This window comes from Candidatus Thiodiazotropha sp. CDECU1 (genome assembly GCF_963455295.1).
Taxonomy (GTDB): domain Bacteria; phylum Pseudomonadota; class Gammaproteobacteria; order Chromatiales; family Chromatiaceae; genus Thiodiazotropha.
The window spans coordinates 456,208-482,633 of sequence record NZ_OY734020.1 but is presented as its reverse complement, the minus strand read 5'-3'; the positions used below and the strand labels follow the sequence as shown (position 1 = coordinate 482,633).

30 protein-coding genes are annotated in these 26,426 nt (G+C 48.2%); 19 read left to right on the top strand and 11 right to left on the bottom strand.

What is annotated here, in order from left to right:
* Positions 1-12 precede the first annotated feature (12 nt).
* The 10 genes from R2K28_RS02105 (at position 13) to R2K28_RS02060 (ending at position 10,039) form a co-directional block, all read left to right on the top strand.
* Entirely contained in the window at positions 13-435 is a 423-nt protein-coding gene (locus R2K28_RS02105; protein WP_316367772.1) for a c-type cytochrome, read from the top strand.
* Between the two features lie 39 nt (positions 436-474).
* Positions 475-912 carry a DUF302 domain-containing protein gene (locus tag R2K28_RS02100; protein ID WP_316367771.1) on the top strand — a complete coding sequence of 146 codons (438 nt, stop codon included), beginning with the start codon at positions 475-477 and terminating at the stop codon, positions 910-912.
* Positions 909-1,505 carry a TlpA disulfide reductase family protein gene (locus R2K28_RS02095; RefSeq protein WP_316367770.1) on the top strand — a complete coding sequence of 199 codons (597 nt, stop codon included), beginning with the start codon at positions 909-911 and terminating at the stop codon, positions 1,503-1,505. The genes R2K28_RS02100 and R2K28_RS02095 overlap by 4 nt, the downstream gene beginning before the upstream one ends.
* Positions 1,506-1,619: 114 nt before the next feature.
* Positions 1,620-1,775, top strand: a complete 156-nt coding sequence (locus R2K28_RS02090; RefSeq protein ID WP_316367769.1) for a hypothetical protein — start codon at positions 1,620-1,622, stop codon at positions 1,773-1,775.
* A gap of 569 nt (positions 1,776-2,344) precedes the next feature.
* Positions 2,345-2,632: a GYD domain-containing protein gene (locus tag R2K28_RS02085; protein WP_316367768.1), complete on the top strand. Its 288-nt coding sequence runs from the start codon at positions 2,345-2,347 to the stop codon at positions 2,630-2,632.
* Between the two features lie 419 nt (positions 2,633-3,051).
* Positions 3,052-3,270 (top strand): GDCCVxC domain-containing (seleno)protein, encoded by a 219-nt coding sequence (locus tag R2K28_RS02080; protein ID WP_316369669.1) that lies wholly within the window; start codon positions 3,052-3,054, stop codon positions 3,268-3,270.
* A 650-nt stretch (positions 3,271-3,920) separates the two neighbouring features.
* Positions 3,921-5,186: a TolC family protein gene (locus tag R2K28_RS02075; RefSeq protein WP_316367767.1), complete on the top strand. Its 1,266-nt coding sequence runs from the start codon at positions 3,921-3,923 to the stop codon at positions 5,184-5,186.
* Between the two features lie 3 nt (positions 5,187-5,189).
* Entirely contained in the window at positions 5,190-6,386 is a 1,197-nt protein-coding gene (locus R2K28_RS02070; protein WP_316367766.1) for an efflux RND transporter periplasmic adaptor subunit, read from the top strand.
* Between the two features lie 9 nt (positions 6,387-6,395).
* Positions 6,396-9,623 (top strand): efflux RND transporter permease subunit, encoded by a 3,228-nt coding sequence (locus tag R2K28_RS02065; protein ID WP_316367765.1) that lies wholly within the window; start codon positions 6,396-6,398, stop codon positions 9,621-9,623.
* Positions 9,620-10,039: a hypothetical protein gene (locus tag R2K28_RS02060; RefSeq protein ID WP_316367764.1), complete on the top strand. Its 420-nt coding sequence runs from the start codon at positions 9,620-9,622 to the stop codon at positions 10,037-10,039. Before R2K28_RS02065 ends, R2K28_RS02060 begins: the two co-directional genes overlap by 4 nt.
* Positions 10,040-10,078: 39 nt before the next feature.
* On the opposite strand, the gene R2K28_RS02055 is transcribed toward R2K28_RS02060, so the two are convergent.
* The 3 genes from R2K28_RS02055 to R2K28_RS02045 form a co-directional block, all read right to left on the bottom strand.
* Positions 10,079-10,948, bottom strand: coding sequence for an IS3 family transposase (locus tag R2K28_RS02055; protein ID WP_316367763.1), 870 nt, complete (start codon positions 10,946-10,948; stop codon positions 10,079-10,081).
* The gene (locus R2K28_RS02050) at positions 10,945-11,268 is read right to left on the bottom strand and encodes a transposase (protein WP_316367762.1); all 324 of its coding nucleotides are present in this window, start codon (positions 11,266-11,268) and stop codon (positions 10,945-10,947) included. Before R2K28_RS02050 ends, R2K28_RS02055 begins: the two co-directional genes overlap by 4 nt.
* Positions 11,269-11,339: 71 nt before the next feature.
* A complete protein-coding gene (locus R2K28_RS02045) occupies positions 11,340-12,041 on the bottom strand; it encodes a cation transporter (RefSeq protein ID WP_316367761.1) in 702 nt (233 codons plus the stop codon).
* A 74-nt stretch (positions 12,042-12,115) separates the two neighbouring features.
* On the opposite strand from R2K28_RS02045, the gene R2K28_RS02040 reads away from it, so the two are divergent.
* The 5 genes from R2K28_RS02040 to R2K28_RS02020 all read left to right on the top strand — a co-directional run bounded on the left by R2K28_RS02040 (position 12,116) and on the right by R2K28_RS02020 (position 15,408).
* Positions 12,116-12,550, top strand: a complete 435-nt coding sequence (locus tag R2K28_RS02040; protein WP_316367760.1) for a MerR family transcriptional regulator — start codon at positions 12,116-12,118, stop codon at positions 12,548-12,550.
* A gap of 354 nt (positions 12,551-12,904) precedes the next feature.
* Positions 12,905-13,543 carry a tyrosine-type recombinase/integrase gene (locus tag R2K28_RS02035; RefSeq protein WP_316367759.1) on the top strand — a complete coding sequence of 213 codons (639 nt, stop codon included), beginning with the start codon at positions 12,905-12,907 and terminating at the stop codon, positions 13,541-13,543.
* Positions 13,544-14,180: 637 nt separating this feature from the next.
* The gene (locus R2K28_RS02030) at positions 14,181-14,573 is read left to right on the top strand and encodes a DUF7674 family protein (protein WP_316367758.1); all 393 of its coding nucleotides are present in this window, start codon (positions 14,181-14,183) and stop codon (positions 14,571-14,573) included.
* Positions 14,574-14,652: 79 nt separating this feature from the next.
* Positions 14,653-15,036 (top strand): hypothetical protein, encoded by a 384-nt coding sequence (locus R2K28_RS02025; RefSeq protein ID WP_316367757.1) that lies wholly within the window; start codon positions 14,653-14,655, stop codon positions 15,034-15,036.
* 24 nt (positions 15,037-15,060) lie between these two features.
* Complete coding sequence (locus tag R2K28_RS02020) at positions 15,061-15,408, top strand: hypothetical protein (RefSeq protein ID WP_316367756.1); 348 nt, start codon at positions 15,061-15,063, stop codon at positions 15,406-15,408.
* Between the two features lie 281 nt (positions 15,409-15,689).
* Here the strand turns inward: R2K28_RS02020 and R2K28_RS02015 are convergent, their stop codons facing one another.
* Both R2K28_RS02015 and R2K28_RS02010 read right to left on the bottom strand, forming a co-directional pair.
* Positions 15,690-16,283 (bottom strand): transposase, encoded by a 594-nt coding sequence (locus R2K28_RS02015; protein ID WP_316367755.1) that lies wholly within the window; start codon positions 16,281-16,283, stop codon positions 15,690-15,692.
* Between the two features lie 27 nt (positions 16,284-16,310).
* Entirely contained in the window at positions 16,311-16,715 is a 405-nt protein-coding gene (locus R2K28_RS02010) for an IS110 family transposase (protein WP_316367754.1), read from the bottom strand.
* A 128-nt stretch (positions 16,716-16,843) separates the two neighbouring features.
* Here R2K28_RS02010 and R2K28_RS02005 point away from each other — a divergent pair, with 128 nt between their 5' ends.
* From R2K28_RS02005 to R2K28_RS01995, 3 genes are all read left to right on the top strand, one after another.
* Positions 16,844-17,338 carry a hypothetical protein gene (locus R2K28_RS02005; protein WP_316367753.1) on the top strand — a complete coding sequence of 165 codons (495 nt, stop codon included), beginning with the start codon at positions 16,844-16,846 and terminating at the stop codon, positions 17,336-17,338.
* A 177-nt stretch (positions 17,339-17,515) separates the two neighbouring features.
* On the top strand, positions 17,516-19,051 hold the full coding sequence (locus R2K28_RS02000; protein WP_316365261.1) for an IS1182 family transposase: 1,536 nt from the start codon (positions 17,516-17,518) through the stop codon (positions 19,049-19,051).
* 151 nt (positions 19,052-19,202) lie between these two features.
* Positions 19,203-19,514 carry a hypothetical protein gene (locus tag R2K28_RS01995; RefSeq protein ID WP_316367752.1) on the top strand — a complete coding sequence of 104 codons (312 nt, stop codon included), beginning with the start codon at positions 19,203-19,205 and terminating at the stop codon, positions 19,512-19,514.
* Positions 19,515-19,784: 270 nt separating this feature from the next.
* On the opposite strand, the gene R2K28_RS01990 is transcribed toward R2K28_RS01995, so the two are convergent.
* The gene (locus tag R2K28_RS01990; protein ID WP_316367751.1) at positions 19,785-20,810 is read right to left on the bottom strand and encodes an IS110 family transposase; all 1,026 of its coding nucleotides are present in this window, start codon (positions 20,808-20,810) and stop codon (positions 19,785-19,787) included.
* A 113-nt stretch (positions 20,811-20,923) separates the two neighbouring features.
* Between R2K28_RS01990 and R2K28_RS01985 the strand changes: the two genes are divergently transcribed.
* Positions 20,924-21,550: a tetratricopeptide repeat protein gene (locus R2K28_RS01985; protein ID WP_316367750.1), complete on the top strand. Its 627-nt coding sequence runs from the start codon at positions 20,924-20,926 to the stop codon at positions 21,548-21,550.
* 339 nt (positions 21,551-21,889) lie between these two features.
* On the opposite strand, the gene R2K28_RS01980 is transcribed toward R2K28_RS01985, so the two are convergent.
* From R2K28_RS01980 to R2K28_RS01960, 5 genes are all read right to left on the bottom strand, one after another.
* Entirely contained in the window at positions 21,890-22,645 is a 756-nt protein-coding gene (locus R2K28_RS01980; RefSeq protein ID WP_316367749.1) for an ankyrin repeat domain-containing protein, read from the bottom strand.
* Between the two features lie 92 nt (positions 22,646-22,737).
* On the bottom strand, positions 22,738-23,646 hold the full coding sequence (locus tag R2K28_RS01975; protein WP_316367748.1) for a sulfurtransferase: 909 nt from the start codon (positions 23,644-23,646) through the stop codon (positions 22,738-22,740).
* The gene (locus tag R2K28_RS01970) at positions 23,646-24,575 is read right to left on the bottom strand and encodes a metal ABC transporter solute-binding protein, Zn/Mn family (RefSeq protein ID WP_316367747.1); all 930 of its coding nucleotides are present in this window, start codon (positions 24,573-24,575) and stop codon (positions 23,646-23,648) included. The genes R2K28_RS01975 and R2K28_RS01970 overlap by 1 nt, the downstream gene beginning before the upstream one ends.
* 23 nt (positions 24,576-24,598) lie before the next feature.
* Positions 24,599-25,180: a hypothetical protein gene (locus tag R2K28_RS01965; RefSeq protein WP_316367746.1), complete on the bottom strand. Its 582-nt coding sequence runs from the start codon at positions 25,178-25,180 to the stop codon at positions 24,599-24,601.
* A complete protein-coding gene (locus R2K28_RS01960) occupies positions 25,180-26,319 on the bottom strand; it encodes a NapC/NirT family cytochrome c (protein WP_316367745.1) in 1,140 nt (379 codons plus the stop codon). Before R2K28_RS01960 ends, R2K28_RS01965 begins: the two co-directional genes overlap by 1 nt.
* Positions 26,320-26,426: the final 107 nt, after the last annotated feature.

Below are 26,426 nucleotides of genomic sequence, written 5' to 3'. Positions count from 1 at the left end.
AGGAGTTTTTTCATGAAGAAGTATGCTCTGGTAGTCTTGGCTGCTGCAATCGCTTTTCCTATGGCTAGCGTTGACGTTATGGCAATGGATGAAGCCAAGGCGATAAAAAAAATGGTAAAAAGAGGTAAGAAAGTTGCCATTAAGCAATGTTTCGCATGCCATGACATAACCGAAGACAAGCAGAACAGAGTCGGCCCCCCGCTGTGGGGTGTCTACGGCAGGTCTGCCGGTGCGGTTGAAGGTTATCAATACTCCGAAGCCCATTTGAGCAAAGCGGATTCAATCGTTTGGGATGAAACCACCCTCGATGCTTATTTGCAGGATCCAAAGGCGCTTGTACCCGGTAACAAAATGGCATTTCCCGTTGTTGGTGTGCCTGCTATGAGCGATAAACAACGGAAGAATGTGATCGAATTCCTGAAGTCTCTAAAATAAAAGTTATTTTCAGCTCCAGCAGTAAGGAGATCGTGAATCATGACCCGCTTGTGCAATCGAATCATATTACCCCTATTACTCATTATGTTTATCTCCTCTCCTGTGTTTGCGGCCGACAGCGGTGTGGTAACAATCAATGCCAAAAACTCCGCAGCGGAGATCCTGGAAAGCTTAAAAATGCAGCTTGAGCAAATGCGTTTCAAGATCTTTTCGGTGTATGACCATGGGGACAAGGATTCCGTAAAGCAGGTTATCGCTTTCGGAAAAACCAGTCACAATTCACGCATCATGTGGCACGACCCCGCCGCCGGTCTGGAACTGCCCCTGAAGATAGCCGTTTTCCAGGACGACGTGGGTACCCAAGTGATCTATCGCAAACCCAGCGCATTGCGCAACACTTATAGCTTGCAAAACTGTAGCCTGCTGGATGAGTTGGACCAGGTAATGGCGGAGCTGGCTCAGAAAGCAGCCCAGTGACACTTTCCAGTCTTCGCCTCCTTCTACCAATCCTGCTTTGGCTTATTGCATCTCCGATTGCCGCACTCTCTGAGCCAGTGTCGTCGGGAGCCTGTGAAAGCCGCTCTTTCGGTAGCGGTATTTTTCGCGCTTACACCGACCCAAGACCGGTATCCAAGCAGGCGTTTACCACCGATGGCGGTGAAAAGATCGATTTGGCCTCTCTTCCCGGCCCACGCGCCCTGCTTGTCAATTTCTGGACCACCTGGTGTACCCCATGCAGAGAGGAGATGCCCTCCCTTGACCGGCTGCAGGGACGCATCTCCAGTGACCGGTTGCTGATACTGCCCTTGGTTAGGGATGGAAAAGGATTATCGGAAGCGGAGCGTTTCTATCGAACCCATGAAATAACCAATCTGCCGGTCGCTGCCGACCGTTTCGGCAAGATCTCCCATGACCACCGTATTGGCGCGCTGCCCCAGACGCTGTTTGTCGACCAACAAGGACTGGTAAAAGGTGTTTTGATTGGCGGTGTGGATTGGGAAAGCAAACCAGTATTGGAGTTATTGAACGACTGCTTGAATGTAAGGGTCGACCAAGAAGCATCAGGTTGACATATTCTATCTATGCTTCGGTATCGTGTGAGTGGGCACTGTTCCACTCTCTGTCGCAGACTTCTTCAAGTCTAAGGTAACCAGGGCCTGTTAATACTAATAATGATAGAAAGGTTGAAAGAAATTTTGTTGGGCTTGAGCCTGAGTGCTTTCTCGACCACCAGGGTCATCAACAATGGCGATTCGGTTCCGTTGACGCTTGAGTTTGATGATGGCAGTAGAATGGATGTAATAGCGCCGGCTAGTAATATCGTGGTGAGCGACAGTTAGCGGAAGTCGGGCCTTAGCCAATAAATGAAACGGCCCGTCAACGAGGTTCGCATGAGTTGTGGAGATTGACACTGTTATATCAGGGAAAATCAGCGACAGGCGTAAATAGGGAGAGTATCCAGCCAGATTGCTTAACTGTAGCAGTCGGTTCTTAATATGATAAGGGGTATCAGGTCAGACAACGCTGAATTGGGACAGCTAAGGAGTATAAATTCAGATTTGATCTGACAGTTAGTGTCAGATGGGCTATAGACTTACTTCGGCTTCCGGCCAAGACCGGACTAATTGGCCACCATCAGGACGATAGGCGGGAAGGTTGATCATGCGCGAGTAGTAAATCGATCCTGATTGGTTCACACAATGATTACCTCGTATCTTTTCTCCAGTGAGCTATGCTCTCCTTTGGGCAAGGAGTCTTGTCAGATATCTCATCATCGCAATGTATCGGCTTCTGCCACTCTCTATAGACGTCGAATAATTGAATGCTCAAGAAGCACGAGGGTCATCGATCAAGAACAATAAGCAGGCGATCGTCAAAACAGTATTCTTCAACAGAGGAGGATGAAATTATGTCTACGCATATCACTCTTGTGAACTTTACGGACCAAGGAATCCGAAATGTGAAAGAATCACCGGATCGGTACGAAGCTTTCAAGGTACTCGCAGAACAAATGGGGTTAACAGTTGTGGGCGTCTACTACACTGTCGGGCATTATGACATGGTCGTGATCTTGGAGGGGAGCGACGAAGCGGCTACAGCGGCACTACTGAAGGTAGGCTCCCTCGGCAATATCCGGACGGAATCAATGCGGGCGTACTCAGTGGAGGGTATGAGAAAGCTTGTCGAGAACTTATAGACGTACTCTTCAATTTTCGCTCTGGCGCTGATCAGAACTGCTCAGCATTACCCCGCCAAGGAGGGGTTTTTCATGGCGGTTTTCTCAAAAGCAGCCCCTCTGATTGTGCAATGCAATAGACATGAGGCGGCCAAGAGCGGAAGGTAGGGGTAGCTATTGACCAAATTAATAAACCTAAAAAGCGGACGCTCCAAATTTTGCAATTGCGAATTTCGTTAATGATGAACACTATAAACCGACTTCTAATCAGCTAGTTAAATCCGCTTTCAGATGGATAGTCGATGCACTAGGAAATAAATGGCGTGCAGACAGTCCGCCCAGAAGCCTTCTCTTTGCTGTATTCTCCCCCGTTTCTCAGAGAGTTACAGAGCTGGATAATTGTAGCGCTGCCACTTTCGCACACAGTTGCTAGATACGATATGAAACAGGTCATCCTAGAATCCACTCTCACCTGCCCCCATTGCGGCTATCAGAAAACCGAAATAATGCCGACCGATGCATGCCAATGGTTTTACGAATGTGAAAACTGCAAGAAACTGTTACGTCCCATGAAGGGAGATTGTTGTGTATTTTGTTCTTACGGAACGGTGAAATGTCCTCCTATCCAGATTGGCGATCGTAATTGTTGCGATCACTAACGACCTAAAAGACTACCAATCCGTTTCACTCTGTTTTTTGTGCACAGTTGTAGACACCAATAAAAATTCTAATCCATTGAAAAACTTTAGTTTAATCTGCATGGATTCACTGTTTCTAAACTGATGATGCATTAGGAGCAAGATTCTTCTGTACTCCCTATCTTCGGTCAATAAGTTGACTTAATATGTCGATCACTCTAGATTGAGGATGTTTTACATTAACTGATAACTGTCTATGCTTCGTCGTTTCCTTGTCACATGGCTAGTCGTGTCCATCCTCGGTTATGGGATGGCGATGGCAGCTGATGTGCACAACGATCTAGCGTCAGACCATATTCACATTATTGGCGAACACGTGAATAATCAGAGTGATACCGATGACGCGGTTGGTTGTGACCACTGCTGCCACGGTGTTCTCCATTTGCTCGGTCTGAACAGCACTGAAACTTTTAACCTAGAAGCCGATCTAGGCATTGTTCCTGCGTCCTATTCTGTTTCGTTAGTTTCCTTCTTTCCGCCCTCAGTTCTCCGACCTCCAATCGCAGCCTGATTTCCACCATATTTGGTGCCTGCCTAACCGCCTGCTAGCTACATATCAGACGGCGTTCATAGCAGGCAATCGTTTCTAACGATACAACGGAACTCAGATTATGCCGTTTTCTATCTGCATGCGTGCAGGCCTGTTAGCCTGCCTGTTATCACTGATTGCCTGGACGCCATCGGCGCTCTCAAAGACGGAGTCATCACATAGCGAGGATATTCAACAACTGGCTGACATCGTCAACAGTGCTCTTGAAATTAACCCGGAGATACAAGCAGCTAAGGCCGCAATGGAAGCGACCCGGGCTCGTCTTGCCGGTGCTGGTTTGCCGCTAAACAATCCTGAGTTGGAACTGGAGGCTGAACGTACTGACATTAATATCTACACCCTCGGTATCAGTCAGACCATCGACTGGCACGACAAACAGAGTGCGTTTGAACAGGTGGCTCGGGCAGAATTCGCATCAGCCCAAGCACATGTTGACGTCCTACGGTTGACAAAAACCTCCGAGCTTCTCGACACCGTAGGGAGAATCGCCGTACACCATGAGATCACCACGTTTTCCAAACACCGCACCAAGATATTGGAGCGTTTCACTAAACTTGCAGAGCGACGTTATGCCGCAGGTGACATACCTCAGTCGGAGCTAGAGTTGGCACGCCTGTCACTGGCGGAAGCGGTTATGCAACATGCCGGAAATGGCTCTGAACTCATCCAGGCGAGAAGCGATTTTTTCAGCCTTAGTGGGCAGATGTTGAAAAGCAGCATCAAGTTTCCTGACCAATTGCCTACAACTCTTCCCAGCACCCAGGATGAAGCAACTCTCGCTCGGAATCATCCACAAGTCCAAACTGCTTACCAGATGGCACAGGTAGCTCGGCAAAAAATTCGTGCATCTGACCAGGAACGCAAGGCGGACCCTACATTCGGCTTGACCGCTGGACGTGAAGACCAAGAAAACTTGGTTGCACTCTCGTTCTCTATTCCACTTCAAGTCAGAAACAGTTTTCGAAGCAACGTTGATGCCACACAGGCAGAAGCGCTGCAAGCAGAGCAGGAGGCTCAACAGGCTTACCTGAGTGTACTGGCCAGGTTGAAAGGTGCCCAAGAGCGCTACAAGTTAGTAGCTCGCGCCTGGTCCTTCTGGTTGTCCCATGGGCAGCCCAGTTTGCAACAGCGTATTGAATTGCTGGAAGCCCAGTGGCAAGCCGGTGAGATCAGCACCACTGACTACCTTCTACAGATCCAACAAACACTGGACACCCAAATCGCCGGAGTTGAACTTCACGGCAATCTGTGGAGCGCCTGGGTTGAGTGGTTGAGCGCATCTGGAAACTTGAATAAATGGCTGAATGAAACGTCAGAGGAGCAGTAGACAATGAACATTCGAAACTGGAGCCTTTGTCTCCTGGCCCTGATCTTCTTTTACACCCATCCACTTACTGCTGCGGAAGAACATGATCACGCTGAAGAAGTGACAGAAGAACACAGAGGTGAGCATAAGGATGAACACGGGCACGAAGATGAACATAAGGATGAGCACGGACATGAAGAGGAAAACCGCGTCCATCTTAATAATGAACAACGCCATAGTGCCGGAATTGTAGTGGACACCTTAACAGCGCGATCCGTTCCTACAGAGATAGAAGCACCGGGTGAGATCCGACTCAACGCCTATGCCTCCAGCCAGGTTACACCTCGTATCGAAGCTCAGGTTGTCACGCGCCATGCTCGCCTCGGAGATCCTGTCGCTGTAGGGCAACCGCTTGTAACCTTGTCCAGCGTCTCGATGGCCGAAGCACAAGGGGAGCTGCTAGTTGCCGCAAAAGAGTGGCAACGGGTGAAAGATTTGGGGAAGAAAGTTGTCTCTGAGCGGCGCTATCTTGAAGCCCGAGTGGCCTTTCAACAGGCTCAAGCCAAACTGCTGGCCTATGGCTTAACCTCCAAACAGACTGATCAGTTGATCCATACAGGCAATATCACCCAAGCAGATGGTCGTTTTACGCTGCTGTCACCCCAGGATGGCACTGTCATTCGTGACGATTTCCTTACAGGCCAAATGGTGGACCCTGGGGATTTGTTATTTGAGCTCACTGACGAATCCAGTCTCTGGGTCGAAGCCCGTATTAACCCTCAATTCGTTTCCCAGCTCAACATTGATGCGTCCGCACGGGTGCTCGTGGGAGACGCATGGATCGATGGCAAAGTCATCCAGATTCATCACGCACTGGATGAGACAACTCGCACCTTGGCCGTTCGTCTGGAGATTCCAAATCCGGAAGACAAAATTCATCCCGGTCAATTCGTGACTGTAAGAATTCAGACCGGTACGTCAGGGCAAACCGCCCTCACCCTGCCACTGGAAGCGGTCTTGCGCAGTCCTGATGGTGATTGGCAGGTTTTTGTGGAAGAGGAGCCAGGCGAATTCGAGCCAAAAGAGGTCGAAGTGGTTCGGCAATTGCCGGGGCTGGCTGTAATCGTGGGACTGTCACCCGGTACGCGTGTGGTCACTCAGGGGGCCTTCTTTGTGCAATCGGAACTAGCTAAGTCCGGTTTCGACGTTCACAACCACTAGGAGGCCGGTATGCTCAATCGACTTATCGACTGGTCTGTCGCCAACCGTCTGTTGGTGGTGCTTAGCTTGCTGGCTGCGTTGGGTGCTGCCGTCGCCCTGATACCCCGGCTCAATCTGGATGCCTTTCCCGATGTCACCAATATCCAGGTACAGATCAACACCGAAGCACAGGGATTAGCCGCTGAGGAAGTGGAGCAACTCATCACCTATCCCATTGAGGCAGTGATGTACGCCTTGCCCGACGTCGAAGAGGTCCGTTCCATCTCCAAGACCGGTCTTTCTGTAATCACCGTTGTGTTTAAGGAAGGCACTGACATCTACTTTGCCCGTCAGCTTGTCTTTGAACGGCTACAGGATGCTAGGGAGCAGATTCCTGAAGGCGTCGGCACGCCAGAGATGGGGCCGAACACGTCTGGCTTGGGCCAGATCTATCAATATATCCTGCGCTCCAGCGATCCTGAAAAGTACGATGCTATCGCTTTGCGCAGCCTCAATGATTGGGTGGTTAAACTGTTGCTCCTGCCGGTGGATGGAATCACTGACGTACTCTCCTATGGTGGGGAAGTACGCCAATACCAGGTACAGGTCAATCCCGACAGACTGCTCGCCTACGGTATCACGATCGACGGGATCGCCGAGGCTATCGAAGAGAACAATCGCAATGCCGGTGGCTGGTATCTCGACCGTGGCGCTGAACAACTGGTGATTCGCGGTGTAGGGTGGTTGCGGGCTGGTGAAGATGGCCTGCATGACATCGCCAGTATCCCTCTCAGGGAAGAAGACGGCGTGGTAGTACAGGTGCGCGATATCGGTCAGGTGGTATTCGGCGGTGAAATACGCCAGGGAGCGGTGACCATGACACATCGCAACTCCGAAGGAAAACCGGAATCCTTAGGTGAGGTTGTAGCCGGGATCGTGCTCAAACGGTTAGGGGCCAACACAAAGACGACTATTGATTCAGTCAAGGAACGAATGCCGGCCATTCAACAGGCGCTCCCGGATGGAGTCACCATCGAACCCTTCTATGACCAGGCTGACCTGGTGGAACAGGCAGTGGAAACCGTCAGCCGAGCGCTTACCGAAGCCTTAGTACTCATCGTGGTCGTGTTACTGCTGTTTCTCTTGAATATTCGGGCCACTCTTCTGGTGTTGATATCCGTCCCTCTCTCCGTGGGCCTGGCTTTGACGGCTATGAGCTACTGGGGGCTCTCAGCCAATCTAATGTCCCTGGGAGGTCTGGCGATCGCCATCGGCATGATGGTGGACGGTTCGGTCGTAATGATGGAAAACATCTTCAAACATCTTTCCCACCCCGACCCTACCCATGAAGAAGCGGCAAAGGAGGAACAGGCACCGGGGGACGCTGATCCCTATGACGCGGCTCAAGACCGGCGAGGTATTCCATTGCGCATTCAGGAGGCTGCCCGGGAAGTGGGCAGACCGGTGTTCTATGCGGTAGTCATCATCATCGTGGTCTTTGCCCCACTGTTCACGTTGGAAGGTGTGGAAGGCAAGCTGTTTCAGCCTATGGCGATCTCCATAGTACTGGCTATGTTGACTTCACTCGTGGTGGCGCTGGTGGTGATGCCTGCGCTATCCACTTATGCCTTCCAGCGTGCTGTCAAACATCGAAATAGCCCCATATTCCATCCACTAGAGTGGCTCTATCGGCATTCCTTGCGCTTTGCTCTCAAAGTGAAATGGTTAGTTGTACTGGTTGCTGTGGCGATGTTCGCTGCTGCCATGATGCTTCTTCCACGGTTGGGTACTGAGTTCGTGCCAGAGCTGGAAGAAGGTACCCTTAACATTCGAGTCACCCTGGCGCCGTCTACCAGCCTTAATACTGCATTAGGGGTGGCCGCGCAGCTCGAAAAAATTCTCATGGCGTTTCCAGAAGTGACCTATGCCTCCAGCCGAGTAGGACGTCCAGAACTGGGTGGCGATCCAGAGCCAGTCTCCAACATTGAGATCTTTGTGGGATTGATGCCGGTTAGTGAATGGACCAGTGCAAAGGATCGTTTTGCATTACAGAAACAGTTCGAAAAGGCACTATCTATACATCCGGGCCTACTTTTTACTTTCTCTCAACCCATCGCTACCCGTGTGGATGAGCTGCTCTCGGGCGTCAAGGCCCAACTGGCGATCAAATTATTCGGCCCAAATCTAAATGTACTTGTAGAAAAGGGTAAAGCCATCGAAGCTCTTGCGAGGACGGTCCAAGGCACCCGTGCTGTGGAGATGGAGCAAATAACAGGGGAGGCACAGTTGACTGTCCGACCGAAGCGGGAGGTGTTGGCTCGGTACGGTATTCCAGTGTCACAGGTAATGGACTTGGTTTCTGATGGAATTGGCGGCACTGAAGCTGGTCAGGTCATTCAGGGTAATGAACGTTATGACATCACTGTGCGTCTGGGAGAGTCATATCGTAAGAACACCGTGGCACTGAAAGAGCTGGTCCTACAGGCTCCTGGAGGAGCCTGGGTGCGTCTTGGTGAAGTGGCCGATGTAGTCATTGAATCCGGCCCGCCACAGATACGTCGAGATGACGTTCAGCGTCGAGTAGTAATTCAATCTAACGTGGATGGTCGAGATATGGGAGGGCTAGTCACTGAACTGCGCGAGCGTATTGCCGGGGAGATCAAATTACCGCCAGGATACTCCGTTGTCTTTGGTGGGCAGTTCGAGAACCAGGAGCGTGCACAACAACGATTAATGATCGTCGTACCCTTATCTCTTGGCTTGATATTCCTCCTACTCTACTTTGCCTTCCACTCCGTGGGTCAGGCATTATTGATCATGCTTAATGTACCACTGGCATTGATAGGTGGTGTCGCTGCTCTTTATGGGACGGGGCAATATCTCTCGGTTCCAGGTTCTATCGGGTTCATTGCCCTGTTCGGAGTTGCGGTGCTCAATGGCGTAGTGATGGTTAACGCCATTAATCAGAACGTTGAAGGCGGTATGCCATTATCTGATTCTGTCTTCCGTGGTGCCTTATCTCGTCTGCGCCCAGTACTAATGACTGCTGCTATTGCAGCGTTGGGATTGATTCCAATGTTACTTTCAACTGGAGTCGGATCCGAGGTTCAGCGTCCCCTGGCTACTGTAGTGGTTGGAGGATTGGTATCCAGTACCCTGCTGACTTTGTTTGTCCTGCCTTCCTTATACCAGGTGTTCTCCAAAGGGGCTCAATCAACTCCGGAAAATGGTCAAACGAGAAAGAGGCAATCATCATGAAGAATCCATTTGTTTTCAACCAAAAAAGTCTTGTAGCGTTGGCCGCTGCCTCTTTCCTCTCGGGCTGTGCCGGCCTGTCCGATAATATGGCCAACGACGGAAAAATAAGCGTTGAACGTATTGATTCCCGAGTTGCACGGATAGCCCATGTACAGGTACGCTCCGATGGCTCCGAATTGAGAGTTAGCGGAGATATTCGCAAATCATTTCAAAGGCGCGGACGAATTCCCGGCCATCTTCATATCAAGGTCTTCGGTGTCAATGGAAAGTTGTTGATCCAGACGACAAGCCGTTACTATCGCAAACACACTAAATCACGGAGGTCTCATTTCTCTGAATCACTACCAGTCGATCCAAAAACAGCGACTAAAGTGCGTGTGATCCATCACAGGATTCGTGACAACCATGCCGAGTGAAAAGCAGACTGATCCTAACCACAAAAAGTAGACATTAAATTATGCACACTTAGCATAGTAGTCTTCTTCAAATTGCCTTGGGCTTTTATAATCGATAGTTGAGTGCCGTCGGACACTGTTGTAGAACAGTTCGATATATTCAAATACGCATGCATAAGCATCATCCTTGGTTAGAAATCTCTCTGCATAGATCGACTCCACCTTCATTCTCGCAAAGAAAGATTCGACTGCAGCATTGTCCCAGCAGTTACCTTTTCGACTCATACTAGGCCGTATACCTTGTTCATACAACTTTCCTTGATACTCAGATGAGCGATACTGAACACCCCTGTCTGAGTGAAGGATGAGCCCAGGCTTTACGTTGCGGCGTGCTTTTGCCATCTCAAAGGCCTCTATGATCAATTCCGTTGTCATCGACGTGTCCAGTGCCCAGCCGATAATCTGTCGTGAGAAAAGGTCCATGACCACCGCTAGATAAACAAAGCCACGCTCCAGCTTGATATAGGTAATATCCGATACCCATTTCTCATCCGGAGCGCTGGCACTAAAGTTTCGCCCAAGCAGATTGTCGCTGACATGATTGATGGCATTGCCTGATGGATAAAATTTAAAATGCTTGCCATTACGGGCCTTTAGGCCGGATTCTGCCATCAATCTGGCGACATGGTTGAGGCTACAGGGAATACCTGCTTCATTCAGCTCCACCCTGATTCGTGGCGCCCCATAGCGCTTTTTGAACTGCTCAAATACCAAAATCACGGCCTGGCGCACCTGCTCACGACGTAATGCCTGCTCGCTCGGCTGGCGATTACGCCACTTGTAGTAGCCCGATCGACTCACACCCAGCCATGCACACATCTTGTGTATCGCATGCTGGCCCCGCAGAGATTCTACATAGGCGTACTTCACCGATTTTGATTCGAGAAGTACGCCGCTGCTTTTTTTAGGAAATCGCGCTCCTCCTTGAGATCGGCGATCTCGCGCTTTAATTTGCGGATTTCCTCACTCTCCTGTTTCGAATAATCGACTCCGTTCATGTTATTAAACTGTTTCTCAGATAGACGTTTATATTGGCGTCTCCAATTATAGATCTGACCGGGATGTATACCCAGTTCCCGGGCAACCTCAACAGCAGAGGTATTCGGATCTTCTGACCGTCTGACGGCTTCGCGCCGAAAGTCCTCTGTATAGTGATTGTATTTATTCTTGTGTCTTTTGTTTTTCGTCATCTCAAGACTCCTTATTAGGTTGTAGTGAGATGTCTACTTTTCATGGGTAACTTGAAGACTTAACGCCAGTTCTAACAGGAGCGTTTAATAGGGGATTCAATTTTTTGTTCGCTGAGTTCACAGACTGATGACTCTGAGTAACCAGCTCGAGTGTAGCGTAATTCCGCAAGAGCTTGCCGAATTATCAACGATGCGGAGTGCAGAAACAGTGCGGCCATTAAAAAGGCTACAATATGATCCGGCCATTGACTTTGAGTGACATAAACGACGCCTGCGGCAATCAAAACCGCCAAATTTCCTATGGCGTCATTGCGACTACAAAGCCACACGGAGCGTACGTTTGCATCCCCATTACGATATTTTTGCAAAAGAATCACACTGAAGACATTGGCACTGAAGGCGATTATAGCCACAGAACTCATAACGAGTTCGTTGGGAATACCGAGTATAAACACTCTATGCAACGTCGAGACCAGAACCCACACCCCCATGGCGGCCAGCGTAAGTCCTTTAAACATCGCCGCTGAGGCACGCCAGTGCAAGGAGTGACCGATAGCAAGCAAAGTAATACTGTAGGTAAGGCTATCACCCAGGAAATCCAGCGCATCAGCCCTCAAAGCCATTGATTTTGCAGTGAAACTAGCACCCATTTCTATTAGAAACATTACTGCATTGATAGCAATAACAACCCATAACACAGCCTTATATTGACGCGATACACCATCAAATTTCAGATTGCTTTCACAGCCGCACCCAGTCATCTTTTCACCCATTTTTAGGTAGCTTTTCTACTCTCTGATATAATCTTAATACCTACAGTGACTGTAGCTTCAAGAGGAGTTTCCACATGAATCGACGATACTCCATCGGCCAGATGGCTGAGGCAGGCAACTGCAAGGTACAGACTATTCGATACTACGAACAGATAGGTCTCTTACCGGAGCCGGAAAGAAGTGAGGGAAACCAGCGCATCTACCATCAGAATCATCTGGACCGGTTGGGATTTGTTCGCCATAGTCGTGAACTTGGCTTTTCGCTCGATCGCATTCGCGAAATACTTGCTATAAGTGATGACCCTTCCCACTCATGTGAAGAAGTCGATCAAATTGCACGTAGCCATCTGCAGGAGGTGGAGTCCAAAATAAAACGGCTTCAGAGCATGAGGATGGAACTGAAACGAATGATTAACCAATGTGCCGGTAACCAAGTAGCAGATTGCCGAATAATTGAAATTTTGTCCGACCACTCGCTATGTTTATCAGGAACGCACTCTTCCCAGTAACCGAATGGTCAGCTGAAGGCTTGCGCCAACAGCCTGAAAACATGCAGACAGTTTTTATAGAATCTTCTGCTCGCATAATTATTTAAGACTTTGCAGCTAGTTGCAGTGTCTACAGGGAAGGGTGACGGGATTATTAAGGAGAGAACAACAAATCTTAGTATAAACCCGCCGAAGATAAATAATTGAGCAGCCAATCGTTGGAAGTTACGCGCCTCCTCGTCTGAGCTAGGCGTTGAATGTCACCTTATGGGTGAACTGAAGATTCGTCTTAAAGACTGTAATGGTCGCGAAAGTGACCGTACCGTAAATCGACAATACTAATGATTCCTTTCCCTTGATTGGAGGAATCGAATCATGAAGCAGCAACCCGCGAACATCGAATGTGCCAATAATCGTCGCATCCCATGGAATAAAGGAAGGATCATCGGGCAAAAACCGCCCCTAAAGCCACAGGATATCTGGTCAATTAGGATCCTCTTAAAGATGAAAAAGAGGTATCGCGATATCGCATTGTTCAATCTGGCAATTGACAGTAAGCTCAGAGCATGTGACTTGGTAAAGCTGAAGACAAGTGATGTCGTCCATGGCGAGAACGTCCTGTCACGCGCATCAATTTTACAGCAGAAAACGGGACAACAGGTTCGGTTTGAAATCACTGACCAAACCCGTGTTGCGGTGCAGCAGTGGATAACGACTGCAAATTTGCGAGGTGATACCTGGCTATTCGCAAGTCGGGTACGACCCGAGGCTCATATCACGACGCGCCAGTACGCACGGATTGTCAAAGCTTTGGTTGCTATGATAGGGCTCGACCCGTCTATCTATGGAACGCACTCGATTCGCCGCACGAAAGCCAGCATTATATACAAGCGGACAAAGAATCTGCGTGCCGTTCAATTACTGCTTGGCCATACCAAGCTCGAAAGTACAGTGAGATATCTTGGGGTAGAAGTGGATGATGCTCTTGAAATGGCGGAGCATACAGAGATCTGACCAAATATTGGCCGGTTTGAGTCCGGGGTACGGTCGCTCTCCGGCCAATAGCGGACATAGTCATCGATGAGGTAACGACGACGGTAATAAGAAAAGCTGACATAGTCATTTCACAAGCGTCATGCGCAGTGCACTTTAAATAACGTGGACGAATGGCAGACCTCAAGAACTCTGCCTGGCAGGCATCAACATCGAGAATCGATCCAAAGGTGGTCATGTGCTTGCAGGTGACTTCCGTTAGAGAATCCGTATAGCATCAATCCAGTCCAGAATCGCAGAGCCCACGTGACGATTTTGGCAGCCTATCATTTCCAAGTGTCGTTCGACTTTAGATCCAGATAACCGCTTGATTTCCTGTTTGTTCTAGGCCTTAATTAGAGCGTCGATACTCTTAACTATGTACATTCGCGTCAACATAAGTATCAATTATTTACAGGCAATTCATCTAGTTATAGAACAATCAGAAAGTGAGGTCAGGGACGATGGTAGGAAAACCGTTCATATCTACTTTCTTTTACAAAGCCTCGAGCAGGCTGCCCATATCAACCAGATTGATTCTGATGCTAGGCCGATTCGTTCAATCGCATGATAGGCCGCATCCGCACTATTAGTAATAGTAAAGATTCTGTGTAATGTAATGTTAGAGCTTAAAAAAATGCCGGTATTGGATTTTTATTACAAAACTAGGGAGAAGTATCCAGCCATTACTGAAAAGGCCGATCGTGAACACATTCGAAATTGGCATTCTCTTGATCTAGAGTTTGCCTATTCTTGGTTTGAGAGTCTGGCAAATGCACTGAATAAAGAAATGAGCAGGGGTGTTGCTCCAAAAAAATATGCAGGTTTATTTAGGCATATGAGCGCATCATTTAACAATGGAGATGAAGAAGTTAGAAATTGTATCGATGTAGCGTTTACTGAAAATCTTTTTTGGCAGGTCACATCAGAAAGAGCAGAATCATACTGGGAGTTGTTACCGAGCAACCTGAAGGAGTTATATGTTAATTTTCATCATCAAAATCCGCTCTAACCAGGCCTTCCAGCGGACGCAGTCGCTAGCGCGCCTGCTCTGCTGAAGGCAACGTTAGGCAAAATAATGAGGAAGCGAAATGACAACAACTGATTGGGATCTTGCGGGTACGTTTCAAACTAGATTCCCGCATACATTCAATTCCCTGCAAAAACTTGTAATGGCCATGGCGGATTATGAGAAAAACAGAGGAAAGAAAACTCTGTTCGGAAAAGATAAGGGGCTGAACGCTTACAAGAAATTTGAAGACGTATTGAGAGACACGTTATTGGCAATGGTTGTCGATGGGGCGGTTGCAAGGAATGTTGGCGCAAAAGAATGCCGCGAAACACTTACAGAAATGATAGGGGCATTTGCCGAGGTGTTTCCAAATTGGCAGGATGCGTATTCCTTCGCAGAAAATTACTTTATCCACAACGCGGAAACTGCCGAGGCCAGAATACAGCAGATGTTGGCCCAGTAACATCATTACTGAGAGGGTACGGAGATGGGATTATGGGATTCATTATTTGGTAAAAAAGTAACCATTCAAGGTCAAGACGAGAATGGTAATCCGTTTGAAAAACAAGTTTCTGAAAAGCAGTTTAAGGAATGGGAACGGGATGGTCTTATAAGCAAACAGGAGGTTGTCGAAGTTCACGTTCTCGACCCCAAAGGAAGTTATACGGCTCACTGGAAAATTGGCGATGATATTCCTGCCGATGTGGTCGAGAAATTCAAGAATCCTGCAACAAACAAACTTTATGCGCTTACGGTGTATGAGGCAGGGAATCCAAAAACAAGCGTATTGCCTCATGCTAAATGGCTGGAAGCAAAGGCGGCAATGGGTGAATAATTCGCCTAAAAATGTATAACGTATATGGACTCCTCCTGTTCAGCAATGTATTTTCAGGAAAATAACGAAATAGTTTTAGTTCACGTATATCCGGTCTTTATTATGGGGAGCTACCCCTGACCTTAACGGCTTAATTCACCGTTTGCCAGATACCTTATCGAGACAGTGGCTTCAAGAGCCGTCGTTATACCCAGGTTTTATCTGGCTGACTATTTGTCACTTTCCGTTAATACACTGCCAAAACTCGGTTTACAACTGTGGCATTTGAAATGAATATGATGCTACTGAGCTACAGGGGATCTATATTCATCGCCAGTAATCAAAAATGACCAGGCCATCCTGACTATCTTATTAGCCAATGCCACAGCTGTATTGTTTGCATGTTTTGTGGACAGTTGCTGGCGTACCCAAGCACTCAATCCATCCTTCTTGCCGTGTACTCTATGCAGGGTAGACCGCGCGCCATGCACCAGCAAACAGCGAAGATACTTGTCACCCCGTTTAGTGATTTTTCCTAATCGGTTCTTTCCACCACTACCGGAATGGGATGGTACCAAACCCAGGCTCACGCTGGCATCTCGGCCTCGCTGGAAGGCACTACCATTACCTAATCGTGCATAGAGCATGCTCGCAACTAGCCAGCTTACACCGGGTATTTTTTCGAGTCGCACACAAGCATCAATTTGTTTGGCATGACTAACCAGAATGGTCGTCGCCTGCTCAATGATTTTGTCTAGGGCCAACAACTGGTTGTATAAATCCCACAAGCATGTTCTTGCAACTAATGTTAATTCATTCTCTGCATCTTCCAGGGCGGAAGGAATCTGATGGCGCAATCGATGTATGCCACGTGAGAAGTTAACTCCATATTCCATTGCGAATCCACGGATACGGTTACCTAACTACGTTCTTTGCTTGATATACTCACTTCGCAATTTATGTTGCGTTGCTAGATCCTGTTGCTCCAGGGTACGTATTGAAACGAAGTAAACATGAGGATTTTTGGATGCTTCATAAATAGCCACAGCATCGTTTTTGTCGCTCTTGTTGCTGGTACGATATTTAGCAACCAAATGGGGCGGAATCAAGTGAGCCTTGTAGCCTAATTGCGTGAATCGTCTCCCCCAATAATGGGCTGACCCACAGGCTTCCATGTAAATGCAGGCTCCTGGATGTTGCATAACCAGTTTCGCCAACTGCTTTGAATTCACGTCCTTATTGACTAATTGTTTACCAAATTTATTAAAAACAGCAACTTGGAATACATCTTTGGCGAGGTCTATGGTGATTGTGGTAGTATTTTTCATGGTATGGGCTCCGTTGGTTTTGGTCGACCTGTCACTTTAACGAGATTTCGACTTAAGGTGGAGGAGTCCATACCATTGAGACGCGGGGTCTCGTTAATAAAGCTGTTAGGCCCAGGAAATCAGAGTATATGGATACAAGCGATATAATTGCCTCATCTGCTGTAATTATTGCATCAATAGCAGTAGGAGTATCGATATGGCAGGGTTATTTACAACGCAAACATTTTCGATTGTCAGTAAAGCCAAATATTTCCGTTCATAGTGACCATACTTCGGAAGAAGAAGTAATATTTACTATGCGAAGTAATGGCCTTGGGCCAGCTATTATTAAAAGCTTTGCCATTGAAGTGGACGGAAAACAAGTTCCTAGTCAAGGTGATGGATTAATGAAAAATGCGCTTATTGGTATTGGAATTGATGTAATAGGGGATGCCAAGTGTAAGCATTTTTTACCATCTATCGATGACGTATACGGCCCAGGCGAAGATCTTATGTTGCTGGATATTACTTATGATCCCGAGAGTAGAGAGAATATTAAAGAGGCTATTTCTCGACTGAAATTTAGTATCAATTATTCATCAATTTATCAAAATGATGAACACACATTCTATGGAAATTGCTAGGCCTAACAATGGCAATAAACTCGGACCCAATTCCGCGGTGTTTAAGTTGTGCTAAAAGAGCCTAGCACAACTTAAACACCGCTACATCGGTCCGGTTATTGCGAGCGTTGAGGCTGTCGGAAAACCCCATAATCCGATAAAATCACATAGACAATAACGGTGCATGGAGAAAGGAAGATGGCACGTTATAAGGATTACAACTACGATCAGATGAAAATGCTGCCCGTGTCCTATGAGAAACAAATCCTGCCGGGCAGTTTCGAATACTCCCTCTCCTACCTGATCGATAACGAGCTTGATATAAGCGCATTTGACCAACAGTATCAAAACGACAGCACAGGCCGGCCTGCCTATGATCCCAAACTGCTGTTAAAGATCATCATTCTTGCCTATTCCAAGGGCATTACCAGCAGCCGTCAGATCGAACGCCTATGTCGCGAGAATATCGTGTTCATGGCGCTGTCGGCAGACCTGCAACCCGACCACAGTACAGTAGCAGATTTCATCTCCCGCGCCCCTGATACGATAGCCGACCTGTTTGGACAAGTCGTATTGGTGTGTGATCGGTTAGGCCTGATCGGTAAAGAGATGTTCGCCGTTGATGGCTGCAAGCTGCCCTCAAACGCGTCCAAGAGCTGGAGCGGCACACATGCTGAACTGAAGAAGAAACGACAGAAGATCGATCGCGCGGTGCGACGCATGCTGCAACGCCATCGTGAGCAGGATACAGCGGAACAACAACCGGATATCTACGAGCGAGAGCAAGAGCAGATCAAAAAGCTGCGAGCAGCCTCACGTAAGATCAAACAGCACCTGGACACCGAGCCCGAGCGCAAGGGCACAAGCGGGAAGAGGGTCAAAAGCAACATCACCGACAACGAAAGCGCCAAGATGAAGACCAGCCACGGGGTTATCCAGGGCTACACCGGCGTTGCCGCCGCCGACAGTCTACACCAGGTGGTCGTGCACGCCGAAGCCTTTGGGCAAGGCCAGGAACATGGTCTGCTCAAGCCCGTAATAGAAGGGATCAGGGAGACCTTCAAAGAGAGCAGCCCCAAAGAAGAGAGGAAACTGCAAAAGACCAAGATCACTGCCGACTCGGGATACCACAACCGGGATACCCTGGAATACCTGGAAGCCGAAGGCATAGACGGCTATCTGGCGGACACCGGCTTTCGCGCCCGCGACCCCCGGTTCAAGGATCACAAGGCATCGAAAGAGAGAAACAAGCGTAAAGAGAAGGAACGGTTCAGCCAGAGCGAGTTTAAGGTTGACCGCAATAACGAGACTTGCCGGTGTCCTGCCGGAAAGGCAATGTGGCTAAAAGCCCGTCGGGCAAGAATCGGCCATCACCTGTTCATGCAGTTCCAGGGCTACGAACAAGACTGCGACAACTGCGGCTTGAGGAAACGCTGCCTGAGAAACGAGGCCCAGCATACACCAAGGCAGATCAATGTCACACTGGATATCACGCAGGAACAGAAGGCGGGAATCCTCGAACGGATGAAGCGTAAGATCGATAGCCCAAGAGGCCGCCATATCTACAGTCAACGATTAGGTACGGTTGAACCGGTGTTTGGCCATCTCACTGATGCCATTGGGATCAATCGGTTCAGCTATAGAGGCAAAAGGAAAGTTGACGGTCAATGGAAATTGATGATGATGTTACACAATATCCTGAAGATCCACCGGTATGGATGGGAATGGACTTAGAATCGAGAATGAAACAAAGTTTGGTGCAACAATTAAAGAAGTTGATTAATCAGTAAAACAATGAAAAAGCTTTGTCAAAAATTGATCATAGGGAAATCTATTTTCCGAAATCAGGTTTTTCGACAGGCTCGTTATGCATCAAAGGAAAATTATGGACATTGAATCGATAAAAATTATATCCGCAATATGCAGTATTGCAGGTTCTTCTATTCTAGCTCTTAGAGTAACAGGTATCCTAAAGGCATTATCTATAGTCGCTCAAGCTCACGAATTTAATATCAATGCACATAGCTCTGTCCAAAAAAACAGCGATAGAGCTCTTATTCAATTGAAAAACTCCACTGAGCACGTTGAAAAAGCCCAGAAACTTCCTCTCTTAATTTCAGGCTTCTTATTAATAATTCTTGCAGCAATTTTGCAGTTAATAGCACTAATAATGCAAAATGGGTGGTTCAATGAATAAAAATGTATAACGTATATGGACTCCTCCTGTTTGGCAATGTGTTTTGTGGAAAAACGAAATAGTTTGGTTCACGTATATCCGGTCTTGTTTATGGGGAGCTACCCCTGACCTCAACGGTACAATACACCGTTTGCAAGATGCCTTATCGGGACGGTGGCTTCAAGAGCCGTCGTTATACCCAGGTTTTATCCGGCTGACTATTTTGTCAGTTTCCGTTAGTACATTACCTAAACTCGGCCTACAACTGTGTCTTTTGAGATGAATGAGGTGCTACTGCGCGACAGGCGCCCTATATTCATCCCCGCTGATTAAAATAGACCAGGCCATTCTGACTATCTTATTGGCCAATGCCACAGCCGTATTATTTGCATGTTTTGTAGAAAGTTGTTGGCGTACCCAGCGACTCAATCCATCTTCCTTACCCTGCACCCTATGCAGGGTAGAACGTGCCCCATGTACGAGCAAACAGCGAAGATACTTGTCACCCCGCTTAGTGATTTTTCCAAGCCTATTCTTTCCACCACTTCCGGAATGGGATGGAACCAAGCCCAGACTTGCACTGGCATCTCGACCTCGACGGAAGGCACTGCCATCACCTAAGCGAGCATAGAGCATGCTTGCTACCAGCCAACCGACACCAGGTATCTTTTCGAGTCGTAAACAGGCATCAATTTTCTTTGCGTGATTGACAAGTGTGCTGGTCGTCTCCTCAATGATTTTATCCAGGACCAATAACTGGTTGTATAAATGCCACAAAGCGCTCCTTGCGACGGTCGTTAATTCGTTTTCTGCATCTTCTAAAGCTGAAGTAATCTGCTGGCGCAGTCGATGTAAACCCTTGGAGAAGTTAATCCCATATTCCATGGCAAAGCCTCTGATGCGGTTACCTAACTGTGTCCTTTGTTTGATATAGCCACTGCGTAGTTTATGCTGAATTGCCAGATCCTGTTGCTCCAAGGTACGTATGGTAACAAAGTAGATATTGGGATTCTTGGATGCTTCGTAAATGGCTACGGCATCGTTTTTGTCACTTTTGTTGCCACTACGGTATTTAGCAACCAGATGGGGTGGAATCAGCTGCGCCTTGTAGCCTAATTGCGTGAAACGTCTTCCCCAGTAATGAGCTGATCCGCAGGCTTCCATATAGATACAAGCTTCTGGATGTTGCAATACCAGTTGTACTAATCGCTTCGAATTCATGCTCTTATTGATCAACTTCTTACCATACTTATTAAAAACAGCAACTTGGAACACGTCTTTGGCGAGGTCTATGGTGATTGTGGTAATATTTTTCATGGTATGGGCTCCGTTGGTTTTGGTCGACCTGTCACTTTAGCGAGATTTCAGCTTAAGGTGGAGGAGTCCATACCATTGAGACGCGGGGTCTCGTTATTAAAGCTGTTAAATTTATGAAGAAATACACCTTAACCCTTACACTTTTATTCATATTCTCACTCCAAGCTTGCAATGAGCATGATGATAAGCACATTGCAACTAAGGGTGTTGAAGGGGGCTTTCAGTCTCAAGATGAAGGAAAGTCATTCTCAGAAGCGAACAACAATCTTTTGAGTAAAGCTACTATGCTAATTCAGGAGGAAAATTATTCTGAAGCTATAAATGTCTATAGAGATATTATTTATCAAAGCCCAAATGAATTCGCGGCTTACCATGGTTTAGGTACAGCATATTACTATCTAGATGACCTTGTTCTAGCAAAGAATAGCTATGAGAAGGCAATATCGTTAAATACAAATCTCTATCAAGCTTACGCAGGATTAGGCGCCATAGCTAAACGAAGCAAAAACTACTCTGAAGCAATATATCAGTTCAACTCTGCAATTAGTATCAATAAAAATTATGCTCTCGCATATTATGGTAGAGCTGGCGTGTATGAAGAAATTAATAAGTATGAAAAGGCATCTAATGATTATAATAAAGTAGTAAGTTTAGCACCTAGATCGAGCTTAAGTATTAAAGCTAAAGAAAAGCTTTCGGCAATAGAAAAATTAACAAGTCAAAGCACACCGACGCAGTAAAGCTGCGCTGGTGTTTGAAGCGTTAATGTCTTCTTTTGATAAGGACCGTAAGAAAGTCTTTACGTTAGCTATGGTCGCAAAACAGACCTGATAATCTCACACTTACTGTCAGATCAAGCCGAGATTCTCACAGTTTAAGCTACACGCCATTACAGCGCATGCCAGAATGTCGGGCATTCTATTTGATCAGGTATTCCTGGAAGACCGGCCTGTTTGTTTTCAACAGTCACCGCTGGATAAACCAACAACAACTATCATAACTGGTCATGACTACTCCGGCTTAACCCTACGAGCTTGGCCAATGCAGTGACAGCAGCTTATCAAAAGTTTCACTACGGCCTACTCGGCAGCAGCAGCCATGTCTCCACACTTCAGCAGGGCAAGCATCTCCCTGTTCTCCAGTTTATTGGCAAAATCACAGGCGTCGACCTCCTGCTTGCCCATTTTAAGGTAGTCCGCCGCCTTCATCGTCTGCTCGGGATCCGCGCCATATTCCAGCAACAGCTTAACCATCATATTACTACCGGTGTTGATGGCGTACATGAGAGGAGTCAGATCCTCCTCACTTACCCTGTAGTTGACATCAACGCCATTTTCCAGCAGCAGCCTGACCGCTTCGATTTTTTCCTCACTGACAGCCTCTTGCAGGAGCGTTCTGCTGAACATGGTTGTCACATTGGGATCCAGCCCCAGTTGAATTGCCTTTTTTAACTGTTTGTCACGATCCTTAACACCCGGCTCATACAGCACAAGCTGTAGCAATTCCCCCTTCTCAACCGCCCCTTTATAGGCTTCACACCCCTCCACTGAGCCAAAATCACAAGCGAGTTTGGTATATTTGTAGGCCTCAACGATGTCTTTGGATTGAATGCCGAATTTAACCTCCCCTTCAAAATAGGCCGACGCCAGGACAAGGCAGAGCTCGCCACTTTTCTCTTCAATACAGTACCCTTTCAGCTTTTCACCCGCCTCTTCATACTGCAGCTGTGAAACCAGGGAGGTAACCTCCCTCTGCCAACCAAAAGGAGCCCCTGCCGCCATGGCCAGGCTGGGCAGAAGGAACAGTCCTATGACTGCAATAACCAGTTGTTTCATGGCTTTCCCTCTCAAGCTGTAATCGTGTTGCATTGATATTACCTATGCACGTTAATTGAGTCATACAAACTTAACTGAAAACACAACAGACATTAACCGATCGGACCACCCATATCATCGGTGCTGTCATGCATCTCCCCGCCCCAATCTATCCACTCCACCAGGGAACCGTCATAGAGCCGGGCTTTTGGGTTTTGCAGCATCTGATGCAATACGAACCAACCCAATGCAGCCCAGACGCCGGTATCGCTGAATGTGGCAAGTTCTCCCATGGTTTGAATGTCATAACGCTCAAACTCCTGTTGGATGATCTCCGAGGGAAGGAACCGCCCTGTGTCGCCATCCAGTAACCGTTCAGGCGGAATCCCGACTCCGTCGTAAATCGTCCCGCCTTCTGGCACCTGCGGGTCTCGCTTGTAGCCTTCAAAGTAGGGCTTGGGCCGTAGGTCGATCACTGGCCTGTTATTACCCAATAGATCTTCCACATGATTGCTGTCGGCCAACAGATCAGGTTGGAATCTCATGGTGCACTCTTTTTGGACCACGGATGGCATGCCTTTGACCAAGTCGTGAGTGGACAGCGACTCAATACCACCATCTAAAAGTGCAACCTGCTGAAAGCCGGCCATCATCAGGCTCCACACAACACGAGCCGCTTCAGCGACCCGCCTGGGTTGCCTGGCGGAGCCGATCACAATCACCGACTCCTTGCCTTCCAATCCAAGGCTGCCCAGCAACTCCGCCAGTTTTTTCTCATCAGGCAGATAACCGGGCAGGCCGTAGCGAGCCACCTGCCAATCACGTTCTTTAAAGCCGGCCCAACGTGCCTGCGGCCAGTGGCCACCCATGAACTCGATCCGGGTCCTGACATCCAGAACAACAACTTTACTTTTGTTCTGGGAGAGCCAGCTGCCATCCACCAGCACCGGCAATGGCGCGGCTGAAAGATGGTATGACCAGAGACACCCCAGCAGAGCCAGGATGCGCAACAGCAAAGACATTATGATCGAGTCACGCAGTGATTCAGTTTGGATACCAGATTGCCAAACCACTGAAAGTAGCCTCCCGTGGTTTTGGGCATCTCTTGACCAGCGGGATCCAATACAACACTGTTCAAACCAGCCTGATCCAATATGGATTGGAGATGCTGATCAAAAGGTTCTGCCGCCACCACGCATTTTGCGCCCCGGGCCTTGGCCTTATCAACGATGTCCCGGGCGCTTCCGCCGGCTGGAACTGTTATCAGCTTATAGCGCTGTTCAAGGTACTGAAAGTCATCCTGCAAGACCACAAACGGGTGACTACTGGCTTCGTGCAACAGCTTGTTAATCCGAATATCCAGCTCCCATAGGGCCTGGATAATCTGATCTGAATTACTTTGGTAGCCCCAGTGGTTGCGTTGATCCAATCCCTGGAAAACCATGGTTATCGCTTCCAGGGCCGCCATTGCGTTCAACGGATCGAGCCAATACTTTGTGTCTATCAGGCCTTCGGGTCGAATGGTTTGCACCATGCCATATCCCTTTCCCAATGACTCCATGTGCGGATCGTCATCTTCATTCGGTCCTTTCCAGTCTGCCGGGGTTCGTTTGGCCAACTGGTGAACCCCTGCAGCGTCAATCAAGGAGACTGATGCCTGGCCGGATTCCGCCAACTGCTTCCCAAGCTCGGGCTCTAACGTCGCACCACTCCAGAAGAGGACCGTGAGATCATCGGGTATCTGCCAGCGAGCATCCACATCCCTCTCTACCAACAGGACTTCCACCGGGCTGCCCCATGCCAGGGCAGAAGCCAGGGTAAACATAGGCGGCTGTGTAACACCCACGCGGAAACCAGTTTGTGGCGTCTCTTTGGCAGGCATATCACCAGCAACCACCTGAGTAATAAGCCCCAAACAGAGCGCGATAACTACGATAACCAATCTAGCCATAACCACTCCAAACCCACTGTTCCCTATTCAGCACTTGTCGCCTGGCTGTTTTTCGCCAATCGCCCTTTCACTTTCGCCAGTAGCTCTTTATATGGCCCCAAGTCGGCCAGAGTGAGGTGGCGGACCCCGCTGTGAGAGTTGAAAGTGACCACAATTTTGTGTCCCTTCTCCATCTCATCAAGGATCTTCGCGGCAATTTCAGGGGAGATCATCAGGTTGTTCCCCTTGGGTGCCGTGATCTTGTGACGGCTGTGCTTATCGATGCCGATAGTGACAGTGGTTCCCGCCTTGAATCCCTGGTAGGTGGCGACCACAAAGCCAATGGAATCCGGTGTCCACGCTGGCCCCACCTGGATAAAATTCTTGGCTTTCCACTCACCGAACTGTTCGATGTGAAACATGCGGCAGTAGACCTTGTTCTCCTCCATCTCGTCGCATGTCGCCTTCCAGGTTCCGGCTCGCTCTTCGAACAGGTGATCCCGCTGCATCGGCATGGGCATCTGCGGTTCTTTCATCGCGCCTTCATCCGCCGCCTTTGCCAAGGCAGGACCGACGCAATATCCAAACGCCAAGATCAAAACAGCCATAACCAGTGGCTTTTTCATCAATCCGCCTCCGCATCATTACGCGCACCGCGCAGCACCCAGTTACTGACCAATTGCAACTGTTCCTGACTCAGTTTGGTGTAACGGCGCATCTCCTTCAGATTATTGCGCCAATCGAACATGATCCACTTATCACGTGGATAGGTTTTGTGACACAGATTGCAATCCACCTCATGCAGGTCGGTCACATACTCCCAGAACCTCTCTTCACTGGGTCCAACGGCAGCGCGGGGCACCCATCCGGTGAGCTTGATACGGTTCCAGGTCAACTCATACTCCGGCTCCAGCCTGCTCTCTATCTTCTCCACTCGATCCATACCATCGAAATTCATCTTCGCCAGCGCGACAGCACGATTGAAATCTATAAAGATCTGACTGCCCTCTTCCCTGTCCCAACCTTCACTTGTCACTTGAACCCAATCTCCCTCCTGTTTGACAACCATCAAAGGCGTACCGCCATACAGTGTTGCCAAAGGATCCTCGCCATCCGGAGTAGCTGTCATTTCCGCTTCAGGCAGGATCACAACCGCTTTGTCAGCCAGTTGGGAATTGTTGGTTTCTGTCTGATATTCGGCTTCCATCTTCGCATAAAGACTCTCCACAGGTAATTTATGGGCAATCCCTTTGTGACAATTGATACAGGTCTGTTCACCACTCATAAGCTTCTTGTGCATCTTTTGCGCCAATGAAGTCTGCTTGTCAGTCAGCATTGTTTCGTTCGTATGGCAGTTACGGCACTCGCGGGAGTCACTCTTCTCCATGGTATCCCATACTTTATTGGCAAGTTGCATCCGATGTTGTTCAAACTTCTCCGGCGTATCGATGGTTCCCAATGCCCAATGGTACAACTCCTTGGTCGCCATGATTTTACGCACCAGTTTTGCACCCCAGGGTTTCGGCACATGGCAGTCTGAACAGATAGCCGGGACACCAGAGGGATTGTGTGCGTGGGCAGACTCTTGATACTCCCCCTTCACCACGCTCATTTCGTGGCAGGAAGTACAGAATTCATAACTATTGGTATATTCCATGAAGGTGTTAAAACCGCCCCAACCAATAATACCGGCAACGATACCGATACCAAGCACCAGGCTGCGTGGGCCTGTTCCCGACAACCATTTGAACGCTCTTTTAACCATCACATTCCTACCGATTACAATTCTGAAAGTTTCATCATTGAAGCATAGAGTCGTAAATCAAGATCTATTCAACAATAAAATATAGGCAAAAAATATATCTTAAAAAC

Excerpts from the sequence above, each read along its gene's own strand:
- R2K28_RS02070 (WP_316367766.1), top strand. The coding sequence starts at position 5,190 with ATGAACATTCGAAACTGGAGCCTTTGTCTCCTGGCCCTGATCTTCTTT.
- R2K28_RS02025 (WP_316367757.1), top strand. The coding sequence starts at position 14,653 with ATGACAACAACTGATTGGGATCTTGCGGGTACGTTTCAAACTAGATTC.
- R2K28_RS01965 (WP_316367746.1), bottom strand. The coding sequence starts at position 25,180 with ATGAAAAAGCCACTGGTTATGGCTGTTTTGATCTTGGCGTTTGGATAT.
- R2K28_RS02035 (WP_316367759.1), top strand. The coding sequence starts at position 12,905 with ATGAAGCAGCAACCCGCGAACATCGAATGTGCCAATAATCGTCGCATC.
- R2K28_RS02100 (WP_316367771.1), top strand. The coding sequence starts at position 475 with ATGACCCGCTTGTGCAATCGAATCATATTACCCCTATTACTCATTATG.
- R2K28_RS02005 (WP_316367753.1), top strand. The coding sequence starts at position 16,844 with ATGGATACAAGCGATATAATTGCCTCATCTGCTGTAATTATTGCATCA.
- R2K28_RS02020 (WP_316367756.1), top strand. The coding sequence starts at position 15,061 with ATGGGATTATGGGATTCATTATTTGGTAAAAAAGTAACCATTCAAGGT.
- R2K28_RS02080 (WP_316369669.1), top strand. The coding sequence starts at position 3,052 with ATGAAACAGGTCATCCTAGAATCCACTCTCACCTGCCCCCATTGCGGC.
- R2K28_RS02075 (WP_316367767.1), top strand. The coding sequence starts at position 3,921 with ATGCCGTTTTCTATCTGCATGCGTGCAGGCCTGTTAGCCTGCCTGTTA.
- R2K28_RS02040 (WP_316367760.1), top strand. The coding sequence starts at position 12,116 with ATGAATCGACGATACTCCATCGGCCAGATGGCTGAGGCAGGCAACTGC.
- R2K28_RS02105 (WP_316367772.1), top strand. The coding sequence starts at position 13 with ATGAAGAAGTATGCTCTGGTAGTCTTGGCTGCTGCAATCGCTTTTCCT.
- R2K28_RS01990 (WP_316367751.1), bottom strand. The coding sequence starts at position 20,810 with ATGAAAAATATTACCACAATCACCATAGACCTCGCCAAAGACGTGTTC.
- R2K28_RS02045 (WP_316367761.1), bottom strand. The coding sequence starts at position 12,041 with ATGGGTGAAAAGATGACTGGGTGCGGCTGTGAAAGCAATCTGAAATTT.
- R2K28_RS02030 (WP_316367758.1), top strand. The coding sequence starts at position 14,181 with ATGTTAGAGCTTAAAAAAATGCCGGTATTGGATTTTTATTACAAAACT.
- R2K28_RS01975 (WP_316367748.1), bottom strand. The coding sequence starts at position 23,646 with ATGTCTTTGCTGTTGCGCATCCTGGCTCTGCTGGGGTGTCTCTGGTCA.
- R2K28_RS02065 (WP_316367765.1), top strand. The coding sequence starts at position 6,396 with ATGCTCAATCGACTTATCGACTGGTCTGTCGCCAACCGTCTGTTGGTG.
- R2K28_RS02085 (WP_316367768.1), top strand. The coding sequence starts at position 2,345 with ATGTCTACGCATATCACTCTTGTGAACTTTACGGACCAAGGAATCCGA.
- R2K28_RS02015 (WP_316367755.1), bottom strand. The coding sequence starts at position 16,283 with ATGGAATATGGAGTTAACTTCTCACGTGGCATACATCGATTGCGCCAT.
- R2K28_RS01985 (WP_316367750.1), top strand. The coding sequence starts at position 20,924 with ATGAAGAAATACACCTTAACCCTTACACTTTTATTCATATTCTCACTC.
- R2K28_RS01995 (WP_316367752.1), top strand. The coding sequence starts at position 19,203 with ATGGACATTGAATCGATAAAAATTATATCCGCAATATGCAGTATTGCA.
- R2K28_RS02060 (WP_316367764.1), top strand. The coding sequence starts at position 9,620 with ATGAAGAATCCATTTGTTTTCAACCAAAAAAGTCTTGTAGCGTTGGCC.
- R2K28_RS02010 (WP_316367754.1), bottom strand. The coding sequence starts at position 16,715 with ATGAAAAATACTACCACAATCACCATAGACCTCGCCAAAGATGTATTC.
- R2K28_RS02000 (WP_316365261.1), top strand. The coding sequence starts at position 17,516 with ATGGCACGTTATAAGGATTACAACTACGATCAGATGAAAATGCTGCCC.
- R2K28_RS01980 (WP_316367749.1), bottom strand. The coding sequence starts at position 22,645 with ATGAAACAACTGGTTATTGCAGTCATAGGACTGTTCCTTCTGCCCAGC.
- R2K28_RS01970 (WP_316367747.1), bottom strand. The coding sequence starts at position 24,575 with ATGGCTAGATTGGTTATCGTAGTTATCGCGCTCTGTTTGGGGCTTATT.
- R2K28_RS02050 (WP_316367762.1), bottom strand. The coding sequence starts at position 11,268 with ATGACGAAAAACAAAAGACACAAGAATAAATACAATCACTATACAGAG.
- R2K28_RS01960 (WP_316367745.1), bottom strand. The coding sequence starts at position 26,319 with ATGGTTAAAAGAGCGTTCAAATGGTTGTCGGGAACAGGCCCACGCAGC.